General features: G+C 53.2%; 10 protein-coding genes, 1 tRNA gene and 2 rRNA genes. 4 read left to right on the plus strand and 9 right to left on the minus strand.

Features of this window, described 5'->3' with window-relative positions:
- Positions 1 to 29: 29 nt before the first annotated feature.
- From SPI6313_RS08845 to SPI6313_RS08860, 4 genes are all read right to left on the minus strand, one after another.
- Complete coding sequence (locus SPI6313_RS08845; protein ID WP_072620662.1) at positions 30 to 785, minus strand: fatty acid desaturase; 756 nt, start codon at positions 783 to 785, stop codon at positions 30 to 32.
- Between the two features lie 837 nt (positions 786 to 1622).
- Positions 1623 to 2219 (minus strand): hypothetical protein, encoded by a 597-nt coding sequence (locus SPI6313_RS08850; protein ID WP_072620663.1) that lies wholly within the window; start codon positions 2217 to 2219, stop codon positions 1623 to 1625.
- A 94-nt stretch (positions 2220 to 2313) separates the two neighbouring features.
- Entirely contained in the window at positions 2314 to 5244 is a 2931-nt protein-coding gene (locus tag SPI6313_RS08855) for a PAS domain S-box protein (protein WP_072620664.1), read from the minus strand.
- Between the two features lie 218 nt (positions 5245 to 5462).
- Positions 5463 to 6062, minus strand: a complete 600-nt coding sequence (locus SPI6313_RS08860; protein WP_072620665.1) for a rhomboid family intramembrane serine protease — start codon at positions 6060 to 6062, stop codon at positions 5463 to 5465.
- Positions 6063 to 6193: 131 nt separating this feature from the next.
- On the opposite strand from SPI6313_RS08860, the gene SPI6313_RS08865 reads away from it, so the two are divergent.
- Entirely contained in the window at positions 6194 to 6964 is a 771-nt protein-coding gene (locus tag SPI6313_RS08865; RefSeq protein WP_072620666.1) for a pentapeptide repeat-containing protein, read from the plus strand.
- A gap of 54 nt (positions 6965 to 7018) precedes the next feature.
- Here SPI6313_RS08865 and aqpZ read toward each other — a convergent pair whose 3' ends face one another.
- Positions 7019 to 7795 (minus strand): aquaporin Z, encoded by a 777-nt coding sequence (aqpZ, locus tag SPI6313_RS08870; protein ID WP_072620667.1) that lies wholly within the window; start codon positions 7793 to 7795, stop codon positions 7019 to 7021.
- 236 nt (positions 7796 to 8031) lie between these two features.
- On the opposite strand from aqpZ, the gene SPI6313_RS08875 reads away from it, so the two are divergent.
- From SPI6313_RS08875 to SPI6313_RS08885, 3 genes are all read left to right on the plus strand, one after another.
- Positions 8032 to 9795 carry an ABC transporter substrate-binding protein gene (locus tag SPI6313_RS08875; protein ID WP_072620668.1) on the plus strand — a complete coding sequence of 588 codons (1764 nt, stop codon included), beginning with the start codon at positions 8032 to 8034 and terminating at the stop codon, positions 9793 to 9795.
- A 137-nt stretch (positions 9796 to 9932) separates the two neighbouring features.
- Positions 9933 to 10454, plus strand: a complete 522-nt coding sequence (locus tag SPI6313_RS08880) for a YbjN domain-containing protein (protein ID WP_217650552.1) — start codon at positions 9933 to 9935, stop codon at positions 10452 to 10454.
- Between the two features lie 141 nt (positions 10455 to 10595).
- On the plus strand, positions 10596 to 11423 hold the full coding sequence (locus tag SPI6313_RS08885; RefSeq protein WP_072620670.1) for an ABC transporter permease: 828 nt from the start codon (positions 10596 to 10598) through the stop codon (positions 11421 to 11423).
- Positions 11424 to 11542: 119 nt separating this feature from the next.
- On the opposite strand, the gene SPI6313_RS08890 is transcribed toward SPI6313_RS08885, so the two are convergent.
- The 4 genes from SPI6313_RS08890 to SPI6313_RS08905 form a co-directional block, all read right to left on the minus strand.
- Entirely contained in the window at positions 11543 to 12901 is a 1359-nt protein-coding gene (locus tag SPI6313_RS08890; protein ID WP_072620671.1) for a DUF3370 domain-containing protein, read from the minus strand.
- Between the two features lie 268 nt (positions 12902 to 13169).
- Positions 13170 to 13287, minus strand: a 5S ribosomal RNA gene (rrf, locus tag SPI6313_RS08895).
- Between the two features lie 35 nt (positions 13288 to 13322).
- Positions 13323 to 16142 (minus strand): 23S ribosomal RNA (locus tag SPI6313_RS08900).
- 270 nt (positions 16143 to 16412) lie between these two features.
- Positions 16413 to 16486: transfer RNA gene (locus tag SPI6313_RS08905), tRNA-Ile, on the minus strand.
- Between the last annotated feature and the right edge of the window lie 104 nt (positions 16487 to 16590).

Genomic DNA, 16590 nt, shown 5'->3' on the forward strand with positions numbered 1-16590 from the left:
GCCACTGCCGTCAAAACCGCTGCCCAGCCTTAGCCCTGGGGGGGGTGAGCATGGTAGGCCGGGAGGCGATACCACGGGACATGGGGATACTCGTGATGTTCCCAATGGTAGCCAAAATGATAACAAGCCAACCATGACCAGAATACCGGTAATGGCAAAGTTGTGGAGCGGTGTTGATTTTGATGGCCATCAGGGGGATCGCGGTGGGGAAGATAAATCCCAATGAAAAACAGTTGCATCGAACTAATCACATTGGGCAGCACCCACAGCAATAGCAAGTTACTTAAGGGCACATGACCCAGCCAAAACAAACTATGGAAGAGTAGCGTCATCCCACCCAAGACAATCCAGCGGTGCGGGCCTTGGAGATAGTCCCAAATGAAACGGCCATACCAAAGAGCAGGGTTACGTTGGGCATCGCTGTAGTAGTCGGGGTCGTCGGCGGTGGCGGGGTTGGCGTGGTGTTGGAGGTGTTTTTCGCGCATCACCGGATAGAGGAACAGGGCGTAGAGAAAGAGCGCGATCGCACCAATCCCATCATTAAGGCGTTGATTTTGCGGAAACACTGTGCCATGGATCGCATCGTGGGCGGTGATGAACAGCCCCGTATGGCAAAAGGTGCGAAACGCGATCGCTAAGAGGATCAATCCCCACGGTAAGGTCGCTAAATCGAGCCGCAGCACACCATACCAACTGCCAAGATACGCGGTAATAATCACTAGGGCGATCGCTAATCCGACCCAGGAATGGGCGGGTGCTGCGGGACGGGAAGATAAAGCGGTCATACCAAATTGAAAGAAGAGAAAAAAATCAACAGACTCACTTAATATAGCGTTACAGTCTCAGGTTTAAACCACAACACCCTTAAATCATTCCAAAAGATCGACACCCCATCACCCATCAAGATCCCATGGGAATCGTTCCGAGCGATCGCCCCGTTCAACGAATACAATGGAGTCAAAATTATGAAGTTTCGTAAAATGCCATTGTGTTCTTCTCATCCCCAATGCTACTTTTATGACATAGAGCACAAGACAAGTTTAAACCCCTTGTTTCCAACCCAAGATTAAAAGAGTTGTGTTCTCCATCTTTTGATCACCCCGCTTTTTCGTTGACACAATAGCAGCTCCAAAAATAGGGTGGCGAACGTTCCAGAACTATTCCTGCATGAACCCTGGAAACCACAATCCCCACATCCGAAACGGTGAAGTGACTGCTAAAAGCTGAATGAAAAAAAGGGTTATTGCAAACCACAAGTCATTCATTTTCATCAACTAATTTGCTAATCATTTTTCACGTTTTTTCTTCTAACTCTAGTCATTTGATCGACAACTAAAAACCCATCTAGCATCAGTTGTTTATTCTCTTTTTGATGTCCGCTAGGTGGGTTTTGCGCTGTCAATTTTTTCGCATCTTGAACTGAGACGAACAAGACACCCCTGTGACGCATTCTCTGCACCGCGTGGCATGGGTGTTCTGATCATTGAGGGTTTAAAACAGCCTAGGTCACGACACAGCTAAAATAGTGCTCTGTTGTGGTTTAGGCGGCTTAAACTCTCGCCATCACTGCAATCTAGCAATCCGCCGTAACCCACCTTGCAAGGTGGGTCATGCCACTAAGATTAGAAAAAACCGAAGGGATCGCGGCGGGAGGGCTGCATATCAATTTCGCATTGGAGGGCATCGGCTTCGGTTTCGCAGGCATAGATGGCGAGGCATTTCGGTAGACGGTTGAAGATGCGGAGTTGATAGCCTGCGTCGCGGGCAACGGCCCCGAAATGATTGACGATGCGATATTGTTCGAGGGAATCGAGTTGAGACCATTGAAAGCGGTTGACGATCAGTTCGATGCGTTTTTCGTCGGGCAGAATAAACCAGTCTTCGACGAGGGTTTGGCGATCGCCTAACAATTGTTCACTGGCCCACCAAAGACTCGGATGGGGCATCCGTTCTTGGGACACCATTTGAGCCGTGTAGATCCCTTGCTCGGCCAGGGCTTTGGTGTCTTGGGTGGTCAGTAGTTTTTCGTCAAGGGTGCAGGCGGTGACGGAGACGGTGAAGAAGTCGCCGAAAATTGCGCCGGTTTCGGTGATGGTGTCGGTGTCGGTTGCTTCCGCTACGGGGCTGAGTTCCGGCGGGGGAACTTGGGCCCAAACATTTCCCAGATCGAGACTGGGGAGGAGAAGGGCGAGGAGAAGGGCAAGGGGGGACGTGCGCATAGGTTTTGGGGAGAATGATCGCAGCGATCGCAGTCTCAATGCTGTTATTGACCCTAAGACCCCACAAGAGCAGGGCAAAGTTCCCGACACGATGTTAGCGGGGGGTATCGCCGTCAATCATGCAGATGCGATCGCGCCCTTCGACTTTCGCCCGACTCACCGCCATTTCTGCACTTTGGCAGAGGGATTGCCAGGTCATGCCATTCTCCGGGAAAATCGCCACCCCGATCGACACCGTAATCGGGTCGAGGTGTTGGTTCGCGTGCTCACAATGGAGTTGCTTCACCCCGTCAAGAAGTTGCTGGGCGCGGCTGCGAATGTCATCAAAAGCGGCATTGGGCAAAATCACCACCATTTCCTCGCCCCCGTACCGGCCCGCAATATCGTTATTGTGCAGCGTCCGACTTAGGAAGCCCCCCAAACTCCGCAGCACTACATCCCCCGCCTCATGGCCGAAAGTATTGTTAAACTGCCGGAAATGGTCAATATCAAGCAAGATCAGGCCGATGGTGCGCTGTTGACGGGCGGCGCTGTAGATTTCCCGTTCTAAGGCTTCTTCAAGGTAGCGGCGGTTGAAAAGACCCGTTAAGGCATCGTGAACCCGGTCAATCTTCAGGTTTGACCCCAGTTTGACGTTGGCGAGGGAGGCGGCTAACTGTTCGGCGACGGTTTGGGCGAAACTGCGTTTGCCGTCGGTGAGTACCCCGGCTTGGGGCGAGGTGAGGTAGAGCATCCCTTGGAGGCTGTCTTGGGCGATCATCGGGATGCTAAGACATTCGGCGGGGAGGGGTTCACGGTGAATATGTTTACTGAGGAGGCGGGGGTGTTCGTGATCCACCCAGTGGGTGCGGTTGCGGCGGATGGCCCAACTGTCTTCGGGGGCGAAGATAGGTTCGCTGTTGAAGTGGTCGCCCCAGGTGGTGAGGGCTTCGAGGAGGTTTCCAGCATCATTGCAGAGGAATACCGCTCCGGAACAGTCGGGGAAAAGAGGGCCGACAAGTTCCGCGATCGCATCATGGGCATCGCTTAAACTGCGACTCGCTTGCAGGTAGTCGTTGAGTTCGGCGAGTTTGTCCATCTCGCGGCGGTGGGCGTTGAGTTGGACGGTGGAGCTTTCTAGTTGAGCATTGGCGCGGCGCAGGGCTTCGGCTTGGGCCCGCTGTTCGGTGACATCTTCCACCATGTAGGAATATTTCCCCTGGCCGGGAATGGAGCACACCGTCGCCGCTAGCCAGCGCACCGCCACCCCATTATTTGTGTCGTAATCCGGCTCGTAGGTATATTCAAACTGCACCGGAGACCCTTGGCGATCGCTCTCCAAACAATGGTCAATCCAATAGCGGCGAATGTCTTCGGGCACGCCCATGGCGCTGGCAGTTTGGTTGTGCATCGTCACGGGCGAGAGGCGGAAAAACTCGCTACTGACGGCATTGTCCGACAGATGGCGAATGTCATCATCCACCACTTCGATCACCCCCATCATCATTGAGGTGCTGTTAAAAAAGCTGCTCAGGGTGGATTCACTGGCCGCGAGGGCGGCTTGGGTAGAGACGCGATCGCTAATGTCCTCCACCACACCAAGGAAATATTCCACATCCCCGGCCAAATCCCGCACCACCGACCCGCTCACCTGCACCCAAACCTGTCCCCCATCCTTGCAGAGATAGCGTTGCTCAACGCAGAGATCGGGAATGTCCCCCGCGATCAATTGGCGAAACTGGCTCACCACCACCCCAAGATCGTCAGGATAGGTAATGTCTTGGAAGGTTTGGGCTTGGAGTTCCGCTTCGGTGTAGTCGAGGAGATCCAGCAGCCGGGTATTGACGGAGAGAATTTGACCCGTGGCACTGGTTTGCAGCACCCCCACTTCAGACTGATTGAACAGAGTGCGGAACCGCTTTTCCATTTCCTGGAGGGTTTCTTCAGCGTTGTTCCGTTCGGCGATTTCGTGGAGCAGTTCTTCATTGAGGTGGGTCAATTGATTGGTGCGCTCTTCGACCCGCAATTCGAGTTCATCGTTGCGTTTGCGCAGGGTTTCTTCGATCTGTTTGCGATCGCTGATATCCCGCACCATCAGCAAATATCGCTTCGTTTTCCCCATCGTCAACCGCGACACCGCCAACTCCACCGGAAAAATCGAACCATCTTGACGTTGGCCCATTAACTCCCGTTTCGTGGTGGTCATCGGACTCAAGGCCGCCGCCGGTACAGTTTGGATCTGCGTCGAATTTTGGGCCGTGGTGGGAGGAGCCGTTGCTGCTGTGCCGAAGAGTGCCGCTTCTACTTCCCCATCGGCAAACGCCAGCATCAAACTATCAATCCCCTGGCCAATCACCTGTTTTTCGCTGTAGCCAAACATGGCCGCCGCTGCGGGGTTAAAGGTTTCAATCTTGGCCTTTTCGTTAATCGTGATCACCCCTTCGGGGGCATGTTCCACAATGGTACGGTGGCGGGCTTCACTGCGGGTTAATTGCCGTACCGAGGCCCGATTAATCAGCCAATAGATCGCCGTCCCGATCGCATTAAGCAAAATCGCCACGATGATCGTAATCATCGCCACTTGCAGATAGCTCGAACTGAATTCCCGCTGCTGTGTTTGCAGCACTACCCCCCAGCCCGATTGATCCGGAACCGGGGCATAGGCCGAAATCGTACTCCAATCGGTAGCCGTGCCGCTTTCGCCTGCGATCGCCTGCGTCAATACCGCCGGTGGCTCAGCCCCATCATCCCCATTGGTTTGATCCAGCGAAATCGACACCGCCTCCCCATCTTGCCGACCCACAATCAAAAACTGCTCAGGAGCATCAGGATCAGGGGTAGCCGTCCCTTGGGTCTTAAAGGTTTGAATCGCCACGGCGGGGTCTGCGGCTAATGCTTGCAGCGGTGCATCGAGAGCCGCCACCAATTCTGCCTGATACGCCTTCAGAGCCAGGCGATAGAGAATGCCAATCCCAGTGCCCGCGACGAGGAGGGAAAGAAGCGTCGTTTTAAAGAAAAGGAGGCCGAGTCGCTGCGGGTTGTTCATCGTCAATCGTTACATTAGGGATGGAGGAAATGACCCAGGGATTATGCATAGGGTAAACTGCACTCAACAATACATGAATTATTGCTGTGCAAACCAGATCCTTGGCGTAATTTAGCCAAGGACTCCCGAAGTTTAGAGCAATTTTAAAAGATTATCGAAGGATAAGGGCCGTCTGTGGCGAGGGAATTTTCTCACGCCCCGGAGCAATCGACTCAGACTCAGACGGCGCGGCGCGATTTGCTAATGGAGCGGGCGGCTAAGACTCCCCCGATAAATCCAAACAGATGACCTTGCCAGGAAATCCCCGACTGACTGGGAAACACGCCCCACACTACACCGCCGTAGAGGGAAAACACCAGGATTGAAATAATAATGGAGGGAATATTACGCTCAAAATAGCCCCGGAGCAGCAAAAAGCCTAAATACCCATAGATCAAACTACTCGCACCGATATGCACTTCCCCAGGCATCCCAAATAACCAAGTCCCAAGACCGGCAACGGCGATCGTGGTGAAGGTAACCATCCAAAAGTCGCGGGTTGCTTGAAACATCACGAACCAGCCCAAGATCAAAAACGGAATAGTATTGGCAATCAGGTGACCCCAGCCCCCATGGAGAAACGGCGCAAACAAAATGCCGCGTAAGCCAATCAAGCTGTGAGGACGAATCCCAAAGCGATCTAAACCCCCAGGCACCACGGCTTGAAAAATGAATTGATCGAGAATTTCAAGGCTCCAAAAAACACTGATAAAAAAACCGAGGATTTTGAATTGAGCTTTTAATTCGGCGGTTACGGACCCGTCATCCTGATGGCGCATAAAACTTGAAACGGCTTGCAGATTGTCTGTATTTAGTATGGCATTCTCTTTTAGAAAATGGAGCAGGGGCGGATGGGTCTCGGTGGGGAGCGTTTACACTGAAATAAAAGGATTGTCCAGGGCAGGAATGTATGATGAGACGATGGCTGGGGCAGGTTGGATCGGGGATTTCGTTGGGTCTGCTGATCCTGAGATCAGAAATTGCAACGGCACAGGTGCAGGAAAATATCCGCCAATTGGATGAAAATATTCAACGGTTAATGGCAACGCGGGGTTGCGATCGCTGTGATCTCCAAGCAGCCCAATTAGGAGGAAAACACCTAGAACGAGTGTCGCTGCAAACGAGCGATTTAAGGAGGGCAAATCTACAGTTTGTGGATCTGAGTTTTGCGAATTTACGCGGGTCGAGCTTGCAGGAAGTGGATCTCACCTCGGCCCATTTGCGGGGCACGATCTTGATGGGGAGTTCCCTGCGTCAGGGGGTGTTGACTCAGGCGGTGTTGGTGGATGCCCAATTGCAGGGGGTAGATTTGAGCGAGGCGGATCTGACGGGGGCGGATCTGATGGGGGCAAATTTAACCGATGCGGATTTAAACCGGGCCAGGCTTCAAACGGTGCAAGCTCAAGGGGCGATCGCACTCCGCAGCAATTTTGTATGGGCGAATCTCCAAGGGGCGAATTTTCACGGCGCGGATCTCACTGGGGCAAATTTTGACCATGCCGATCTCCGGGGCGCGGATCTCAGTGGGGCGAATCTGAGCGGAGCCAATTTACAGGATGCGCTGATCAGTGGGGCGCAGATTGAAGGGGCAATCTTTTGTGCAGCGGTGATGCCCGATGGAACGGTCTCCACCCAAGGGTGTGAGGCAGAATCAGCCCCTACCTTGGATGCAGACCGTTAATGGAGTCAGACTGATGGAACACAATAGGAACGCGATGGGAGTGTTGACCACGTTCTAGGGAGCTTGGGGCGTAATCGTTGGTTCAGCGGGATCATCCGCGTCAGCACTGAAAAATGTGGCATAGACAAAGCCCGCGATCAGAGCGCCAGCAATGGGAGCTAACCAAAATAGCCACACTTGACTGAACAACTCCGGCCCCGCAAAGATCGCCACACCGGTACTGCGGGCCGGATTGACGGAGGTATTGGTGATCGGGATGCTGATCAGGTGAATCAGCGTCAGGCAGAGGCCGATGGAAATCGGGGCAAACCCAGCGGGGGCGCGATCGTCCGTGGAGCCCAGGATGACAAAGAGAAACACAAAGGTCAGCACCACTTCAATCAACAGACAGGCCAGGAGACTATATCCTCCCGGAGAATGAGCACCGAAGCCGTTGGTGGCTAAGGGATTCGAGCCACTGAGGGTAAAGCCCCCCTCACGACCACTGGCGATGACGAAGAGTAGGCCACCGGCAATAATCGCCCCGAACACTTGTGAGGCAATGTAGGGCAAGAGATCTGCCCCACGAAATCGTTTCGCGGCCCAAAGACCGAAGGACACTGCCGGGTTGAGGTGGCAGCCGGAAATATGGCCAATGGCGTAGGCCATCGTCAACACCGTTAAACCAAAGGCCAGGGACACCCCTAAAAAGCCCAGTCCGAAAAAGTTGCTCGCCCCATCGGGTGCGGCACTGTAGGGAAAACCTGCGGCGAGAACGGCGCTACCACAGCCGCCAAACACGAGCCAAAAGGTTCCGATCAACTCAGCAATACACCGTTTCACTAAAGGCATATTGAGTACTCCTTGCAATTTGGATAGATCACAACAGTAATGCACAGCACAAACTGTGAATCTACTGATTTCAAAATCTTTACGATCGCCCTCAATAATGTGTTACACAAAAAGTCAGGACAGTTCGATCATTCTGGTTTGGGAGAGCGGGAAATGTCGGTCAATCCCCACAACTCCCTCGCACCTTTGGGCAATCGTGCTAAGTTTGATCGGTGAAGAGTACGAGCGGTAACACTATGCGTGGGTTGAGATGGCGAGCGATCGCGTTTGGGTTGGTGTTAGTGGGTGCGATCGCGCTCTCCGGATGTCGCAGCTTAATCACCGCTAGCGTGGACAATGCCCCCCAATTGGTGTTTTCCAGCCCTAGTGACCCGGCCACCTTTAACGCGCCCCTCAACACCTCCGCCTACAGCGTGTTCGGCTACATCAATGCTGGTCTGATCACCCAAAACGGCGAAACCGCCGAACTCGAACCCGCCCTCGCCGAATCCTGGGAAATCTCCGACGATAATCTGCGCATTGTCTTCACCCTACGCGAGGGATTGCAATGGTCGGATGGCGAACCCCTCACCGCCGAGGATGTGGTGTTTTCCTATAACGATGTGTATCTGAATCCGAAAGTCCCCACGGGTTTAAAAGATATTCTTCGGGTTGGGGATGGTTTTCCGACGGTACGGGCCTTGAGCGATCGCGACGTAGAATTCACCGTGCCGCAACCCTTCGCCCCCTTCCTGCGCTACGCGGGCGGTATTTCCATCCTCCCTAAACACGCCCTGATCGACGCGATTAACGAAACCGACAGCGAGGGCAACCTCAAATTTCTCTCCACTTGGGGCACGGACACCGACCCCACCGCTATTATTGGCGCGGGTCTCTACCGAATGGTGCGCTACGTGCCGGGTCAGCGGGTGGTGTTCGAGCGCAACCCCTACTATTGGCGCAAAGATGACCAAGGCAACCCCCAACCCTACATTGAGCGCGTCGTGGTGCGCACTATTGAATCGGACGAAACCCAGTCGATCGCCTTTCGCTCCGGAGAACTGGATAGCCTTTCGGTACAGCCGGAGGTGTTTAGTCTTCTGAAACGAGAAGAAGACCGGGGCGGCTACACGATCTACAACGGCGGGCCGTCGTCCGATAGCCGGTTTGTGGGCTTTAACCTGTCCCAAGCGAAGAACGCCCAAGGTGAGCCTTTTGTTGATCCGGTGGTGTCCAGTTGGTTCCAAAAAACGGAGTTTCGCCAAGCGATCGCCTACGCCCTCAACCGCGAAAAAATGAAAGATAGTGTCTATCGTGGTCTAGGGGAAATTCAAGACTCGGCGATTGGCGTGAGCAGCCCTTACTATCGCGGCCCCGAAGACGGTCTCAAAACCTACCGCTACGACCCCGAAAAAGCCAAAGATCTCCTTCTCGCCAATGGGTTTCAATACAACAGTGTCGGCGAGCTTGAAGATGAGGCGGGCAATCCAGTGCGGTTCAATATGTTGGTGAAATCCGAGGAAAAATCCCGCGTCGATGCGGCGGTGCAAACCCAGCAAGATTTGAAAGCGATCGGCATTCAAGCGGATTTACAAGTGCTGAATTTTAATACCGTCATTCAAAAACTCCAAAACCGCGATTGGGAGGTGTATGTGGGCGGGTTTGGTGGCGGCGGTGTGGAACCCCACAGCGGGTTTAATATCTGGTACAGTGGCGGCTCGCTCCATCAATTTAACCAAGGGCCGATGCCCGGCGAAGACCCAATCCAAAATTGGCAGGTGTCGCAGTGGGAAAAGGAAATCGATCGCCTCTTTCTGGAAGGGGCAGGGGAATTAGACGAGGCCAAGCGCAAGGAAATTTACGGCGAATTTCAGCAAATCGTCGCTGAACAAGTGCCGTTTATCTACTTGATCAATGCGCTGTCCTTAGAAGCGGTGCGCGATCGCATCGAAAACATTAACTTCACCGCCCTCGGTGGCGCATTCTGGAACATCTACGAACTGGAAATCAAAGCCAACTAACCCCAAATTCACAGCAATTCTGGCGCAACACCGCCCGCTAGATTGGGTTTTGTGCTCACAATGGAAGGGTTGTTTCTACCTGGTATTGCATGGATATTGCTGCGATCGCTCCCCTACTCACAAACCTATTTCCCGCCGTGGCTATTGCCGCCCCGACCCCCAACACCTGGCAAGTGGAGTTGCCCGATGCGCGGCTGCTGATCTTGCTGTCGGAGGATCAAGCGTGGCTACGGTTGCTCCTGCCCCTCGCCCCACAACCAGAGGCTGCACCCTACCTCGAATCCCTCTTAGCGTTGAATTTTGATCTGACCCAAGAAGTCCGCTTTGCCCTCCATCAAGAAGTGCTCTGGGGGGTGTTTCAATTCAATCGCCTCACCCTCACCCCAGAAGATCTTGAAGCAGCGATCGCTCGTCTATTAAAACTCGCTCAATCCTGGCGAGACGAAGCCTTCCGCTACCAATCCGACCGCCAACTGCGCCAAATCATCGCCGCTGCCAAAGCCCAAGGTCAAACCCTCACCCAAACCCTACAAAACCTCGATCGCATGTATAGCGAAGGGATGCTCGGCGACCTAGGCCCCACCGAAGAGGTGAAAGACCGTATCTTACTCGCATGGCAAACCCGGCTCAGTCTGTTGTGGGAACAAGTGAATCCTTAACTGAGGGCAAAAGATGCAGCGTTAATCCTGATCAATATCAATTACCCCGCCCACAAGAGGATGCGGTTTCCCGGTGATGATCATGAAAACCGGCCCCACCTGTTATAGTAGTGCGGACTTTCCTCCCGTTCTGCCCTGCCCATGTCTCGCCCTCCTGAATTGATCATTGAAGCTGGCAAAGTTGAAAAGCACTATTGGCAAGATCTGTGGCGCTACCGGGAGTTGTTTGGTTTTTTGGCCTGGCGTGACATTCTGGTGCGCTATAAACAAACGGCGATCGGCGTGATTTGGGCGCTGTTGCAGCCATTTTTGACGATGGTAGTGCTGTCGGTGGTGTTTGGCAATTTGGCGAAGTTGCCCTCGTCGGGGGTTCCTTATCCGATTTTGGTGTTTGCGGGAATGTTGCCGTGGCAGTTTTTTGCGAATTCTCTCTCGGCCTGTAGTAATAGCTTGGTGACCAATGCCAATATGCTGGCAAAGGTGTATTTTCCCCGTTTGATTGTGCCTGCGAGTGCGATCGTGGTGAGTTTTGTGGATTTTCTGATTTCGGGGATCATTTTGCTGGGTTTAATGGCGTGGTATAACTTTGTGCCGAGTTGGCGGATTGTCCTGTTGCCGGTGTTGGTGGCGATCGCAGCCTTGGCCAGTTTGGGCGTGGGGCTATGGCTCGCGGCGTTGAATGTGCAGTACCGTGATTTTCGGTTTGTCGTGCCATTTATGGTGCAGTTTGGTCTCTACATTTCCCCCGTGGGTTTTAGCAGTGATGTAGTTCCAGAACGGTGGCGCTTGCTCTATTCCCTGAATCCGATGGTGGGGGTGATTGATGGGTTTCGCTGGGCCATTCTGGGGCAGGCCTCGCCGCTATACCTGCCGGGGTTTTTCCTATCCTTGTTGTTGTTATTTGGGGTTTTGCTGGGAGGAATTTGGTATTTTCGACGGATGGAGCGCACCTTTGCCGATATCATTTAACGGGTTGAACGGTGACGTGGCGATCGCAACACCATAGCCAGAATTTCGCGAGGATCAACCCAACACCAAAACTCTCCCCCAAACCGCCAGCCCTCATCATGGCGCGGCGCATTATTCAATTATTCAAGAGTTTGAATCGTCACCACCTGCGGCGGGGTCGCATCCGGAGGATAAGCCAGATTCACAGTCACGAGACGCTCCTCGCCCGGTTGCAGCGTCACCGTCACCAGGGGCGTTCCCGCCTGACCTCGACGGTGAATCAAATGATAATACTGCCGCTGTGCCTGACCCTGATCATCGCGATACTGCACCCGCACCGTACCCCGGAAAAACGTGGGCGTGGGTAACGGCTCGAAAAAGCGCAGACCGGGAGCCGGTTGGTCAAACTTAATCGGCGTTTCCAGTGCGACGGTCACTGTTTGGAGGATGTTCGTGGGGTTATGGAGGGGAAAATCAAGGTTATATTCCACGCCATAGTTACCATGGGCACGATAGGCGGTGTCGGGGTAGCGTCGCACCAATTCAGCACTTTGCACCTGTCCCGTCCCCAACGTACCCCGATCCAACAAACTTACCCCGTAGGATACCGCTGCACCAGGGGCGGGAATCGTTAAGCGGGTAGATTCTGCACCATCGGTTAAGCGGGCATCCCATTGCGACCCGATCGCCACCCCAGCCACCCGGCCATAGAGAAATTGACCGGTGGTATCAAGAGGGGTAGCGGCGCGATCGCGTGGCCCCGCCACATTCCCCGTTTCCAACAGATCCACCCATTCCCGGAGCCTCGGAGCCCGTTCCTCCCCTTGGGCATTGGTGGGGGCAAACTGTGCCAAACTTGCCAAGTACAGGGGGCCATTACTCTGGAGTCGCAGGTAGGTCGAGCGTCCATTAATCGGGGGGTCAAGTTCCCGCACGGGAATGGGGGCATTGAGCAAGAGTTTTGTCGCTCCAGGCGGCACAATCACCCGCAGCGGAAACGATGGTTGGAGGCGATCGCGAATTAAATCACTCATCACCCGACTTCCCGGCCCCGCATACACTTGACCCGCTGGATTTTTCAAAAAGGGGTCCATGGGCAAAAACGGCGCATCGGGCTGACTCAGATAGCTCGCCCCGGCCAGGAAATCAATGGCGATCGCTTGATCCGTAGGGTTATGGGCCACAACCGCCATGTAAAGAGTGCGGAGATCCTCAGGGGGATCAGCCTTGGCAATATGGTGCGCGAAAACATCAAAACGACCCGGCGGAAACTGATAGTTGAGGTGTGCATCGGGGTGCGCTTTGCGATCGCCCGGAAACGTCGAGAGTAAAATACCCGGTTCTAGTACCAGTTCAGGACTGTTGCTATTAAACACCGGCACTTGATCCAACCCATTCGGCAGGGCACGTACCTCTTGGGAGCGCAGAATTTCTTGGGGTTGAGGCGCGATCGTCTGAACGAGGAACGTCGGTTCTAACGGAAAAAAGAAAGGAAACATAGGAGACGGCTATTCACTCAATAACCGCCCATTTTATCCGAGGGGTGATAGAGAATTTAAGCACTTACAGCCTTTACCCGAATTATCAATCACAGTAAGCATTCCTCTTGCGGGCTAAAGTCAGCACCCTCGTAGGATGGCAGCACTAGGGTGTGCTTGATGTTATTAGTAAAGGCTGTAACAGCCATAAGTCATCCAAAATATCCTGCAAACACCCAACAAAAAAGTCCCACCGCAATAAGCAGTAGGACTTTTTTCAAAAAATAGAAGCTGGCATCGAGCTATTTTACCAGGAAGCAACCCTCCAAGTATCGTCGCCGCTGTAGCGTTTCACAACCGAGTTCGGGATGGAATCGGAGTGGGACCACTACGCCTTAGACACCAGCAATCCCTTCAAGACTGCATAGAAGAATCAAAAATAGAGGTCAAGCCCTCGGTCTGTTAGGATGCCTCGGCTGCATACATTACTGCACTTCCACCTAGCACCTATTAACGGGTAGTCTGCCCGTGACCTTACTGGCTTATGCCATGAGAGCACTCATCTTGAGGTGGGCTTCCCACTTAGATGCTTTCAGCGGTTATCCGCTCCGCACTTGGCTACCCTGCGTTTACCGTTGGCACGATAACAGGTACACCAGAGGTGCGTTCTTCCCGGTCCTCTCGTACTAAGGAAGAATCCTCTCAATGCTCTTGCGCCTGCACCGGATATGGACCGAACTGTCTCACGACGTTCTGAACCCAGCTCACGTACCGCTTTAATGGGCGAACAGCCCAACCCTTGGGACGTACTTCCGCCCCAGGTTGCGATGAGCCGACATCGAGGTGCCAAACCTCCCCGTCGATGTGGACTCTTGGGGGAGATCAGCCTGTTATCCCTAGAGTAACTTTTATCCGTTGAGCGACGGCCCTTCCACGCAGTGCCGTCGGATCACTAAGGCCGACTTTCGTCCCTGCTCGACTTGTCAGTCTCGCAGTCAAGCTCCCTTCTGCCTTTGCACTCTGCGGCTGATTTCCAACCAGCCTGAGGGAACCTTTGCGCGCCTCCGTTACCTTTTTGGAGGCGACCGCCCCAGTCAAACTGCCCACCTGAAACTGTCCCCTTCCCGGCTAACGGGTTAGGGTTAGAATTCTAGCCTCAATAGAGTGGTATCTCACCAGTGGCTCCATAACTCCCACAAGAGCTACTTCAACGCCTCCCACCTATCCTGCGCAATTGAGGCCCGAACACAATGCCAGGCTACAGTAAAGCTTCATAGGGTCTTTCTGTCCAGGTGCAGGGAGTCCGTATCTTCACAGACAATCCTATTTCGCCGAGCCTCTCTCCGAGACAGCTCCCAGATCGTTACGCCTTTCGTGCGGGTCGGAACTTACCCGACAAGGAATTTCGCTACCTTAGGACCGTTATAGTTACGGCCGCCGTTCACCGGGGCTTCAGTCGCTAGCTTCATCCGAAGACTGACCAACTTCCTTAACCTTCCGGCACTGGGCAGGCGTCAGCCCCTATACTTCCTCTTGCGAGTTGGCAGAGACCTATGTTTTTGGTAAACAGTCGCCTGGGACTCTTCACTGCGACCACCTCTCGGTGGCACCCCTTCTCCCGAAGTTACGGGGTAATTTTGCCGAGTTCCTTAGAGAGAGTTACCTCGCGCCCCTCGGTATTCTCTACCACCCTACCTGTGTCGGTTTCGGGTACGGGTTCTAAGCTTTCATCACTACATAAGCTTTTCTTGGCACTATCGTTCACCTTGCAGAGTCCGTAGACTCCTCCCAATCCAATCAGGGTAAGGCTAGTTTTCATGCGTCCCTTATGCAGCTCCCACTTAGAAGTCAGGGAATTTTGACCCTGTATCCATCGACTACGCCTTTCGGCCTCGCCTTAGGTCCCGACTAACTCTCCGCGGACGAGCCTTCCGGAGAAACCCTTAGGGTTTCGGGGTATGTGATTCTCACACATATTTTCGCTACTCAAGCCGACATTCTCACTTCTGTACAGTCCACATCTGCTTGCCGCTAATGCTTCTCACCATACAGAACGCTCCCCTACCACTTACGTAGTAAGTCCACAGCTTCGGTAGGACACTTAGCCCCGTTCATTTTCGGCGCAGGAGCGCTTGACCAGTGAGTTATTACACACTCTTTCAAGGATGGCTACTTCTAGGCAAACCTCCTGGTTGTCTATGCACTCCCACCTCCTTACTCACTTAGTGTCCATTTGGGGACCTTAGCTGGTGGTCTGGGCTGTTTCCCTCTTGACGATGAAGCTTATCCCCCACCGTCTTACTGGTTAAGTTTTACATGGGTATTCTGAGTTTGCCTCACTTTGGTACCGCTCTCGCAGCCCGCAGCGAAACAGTGCTTTACCCCCCATGCAATCTCTTAACCGCTGCGCCTAAACACATTTCGGGGAGAACCAGCTAGCTCCGGGTTCGATTGGCATTTCACCCCTAACCACACCTCATCCGCTAATTTTTCAACATTAGTCGGTTCGGACCTCCACTTGGTTTTACCCAAGCTTCATCCTGGACATGGTTAGATCACCCGGGTTCGGGTCTACAAATTCTGACTAACGCCCTATTCAGACTCGCTTTCGCTTTGGCTTCGACATTTCCGTCTTAACCTGCCAGAACCTGTAAGTCGCCGGCTCATTCTTCAACAGGCACGCGGTCAGACGTTAAATCGTCCTCCCACTGCTTGTAAGCTAACGGTTTCACGTTCTATTTCACTCCCCTCACTGGGGTTCTTTTCACTTTTCCCTCGCGGTACTGGTTCGCTATCGGTCACACAGGAGTATTTAGCCTTACGAGGTGGTCCTCGCTGATTCACACGGAATTTCACGTGCTCCGTGCTACTCGGGATTCAGTCGAGCTAGTCTAGTTTTCAACTACAGGACTTTTACCTTCTCTGGTATAGCTTTCAACTATTTCGTTTAACCTTTCTAGTCTCTGGTGACTGTCCCACGACCCCTATCTCCTTAGAGATAGGTTTAGGCTGTTCCCATTTCGCTCGCCGCTACTTAGGGAATCGCTTTTGCTTTCTCTTCCTACAGCTACTAAGATGTTTCAGTTCGCTGCGTTCGCTCTTTCCCGCCTATATATTCAGCGGGCAGTATGCAGGGTTGCCCCATTCGGACACCTCCGGATCAATGCTTGCTTCCAGCTCCCCGGAGCGTTTCGTCGGTCGCTACGTCCTTCTTCGCCTCTGTGTGCCAAGGGATCCACCGTTAGCTCTTTGTAACTTGACCTAACTTGTTTTAAGATTCCTGCTAAACAGGACTCTCTACACTTTTTGATTCTTGACTATGCAGTTTTCAAGGTTCTGGGCTGGACTTGAAATCCAGCATTTACTCTTCTTTCGAGCAGTGCTGAATCTTATCCTTACTTTTTTCTTCGACAGCGTTCTGATTCACTCTTAGAGATATCATGCAGCTTCACAGTGAAAACTTATGTCTTGACACTAGTTTGCTGTTACCTCATAGGTGCTACTGTCTTTCTGGTTCTGACTCGGTTAAATGTGGGCCATCCTGGACTTGAACCAGGGACCTCACCCTTATCAGGGGTGCGCTCTAACCACCTGAGCTAATAGCCCATTTTCCGAACCCCATAGTTTGAGAGCTTTATTGATAATCAGGTTCTCCGAACGACCTTGGGATGTCATTGAGTGAAGTTAGTTTTTTAGATTCCTCTGCTTTC

It is taken from the genome of Spirulina major PCC 6313 (genome assembly GCF_001890765.1).
GTDB lineage: Bacteria > Cyanobacteriota > Cyanobacteriia > Cyanobacteriales > Spirulinaceae > Spirulina > Spirulina major.

What these genes read in the sequence shown, in the direction of transcription:
- SPI6313_RS08845 (WP_072620662.1), bottom strand. Translation starts at nt 785, where the DNA reads ATGACCGCTTTATCTTCCCGTCCCGCAGCACCCGCCCATTCCTGGGTC.
- SPI6313_RS08850 (WP_072620663.1), bottom strand. Translation starts at nt 2,219, where the DNA reads ATGCGCACGTCCCCCCTTGCCCTTCTCCTCGCCCTTCTCCTCCCCAGT.
- SPI6313_RS08855 (WP_072620664.1), bottom strand. Translation starts at nt 5,244, where the DNA reads ATGAACAACCCGCAGCGACTCGGCCTCCTTTTCTTTAAAACGACGCTT.
- SPI6313_RS08860 (WP_072620665.1), bottom strand. Translation starts at nt 6,062, where the DNA reads ATGCGCCATCAGGATGACGGGTCCGTAACCGCCGAATTAAAAGCTCAA.
- SPI6313_RS08865 (WP_072620666.1), top strand. Translation starts at nt 6,194, where the DNA reads ATGATGAGACGATGGCTGGGGCAGGTTGGATCGGGGATTTCGTTGGGT.
- aqpZ (WP_072620667.1), bottom strand. Translation starts at nt 7,795, where the DNA reads ATGCCTTTAGTGAAACGGTGTATTGCTGAGTTGATCGGAACCTTTTGG.
- SPI6313_RS08875 (WP_072620668.1), top strand. Translation starts at nt 8,032, where the DNA reads ATGCGTGGGTTGAGATGGCGAGCGATCGCGTTTGGGTTGGTGTTAGTG.
- SPI6313_RS08885 (WP_072620670.1), top strand. Translation starts at nt 10,596, where the DNA reads ATGTCTCGCCCTCCTGAATTGATCATTGAAGCTGGCAAAGTTGAAAAG.
- SPI6313_RS08890 (WP_072620671.1), bottom strand. Translation starts at nt 12,901, where the DNA reads ATGTTTCCTTTCTTTTTTCCGTTAGAACCGACGTTCCTCGTTCAGACG.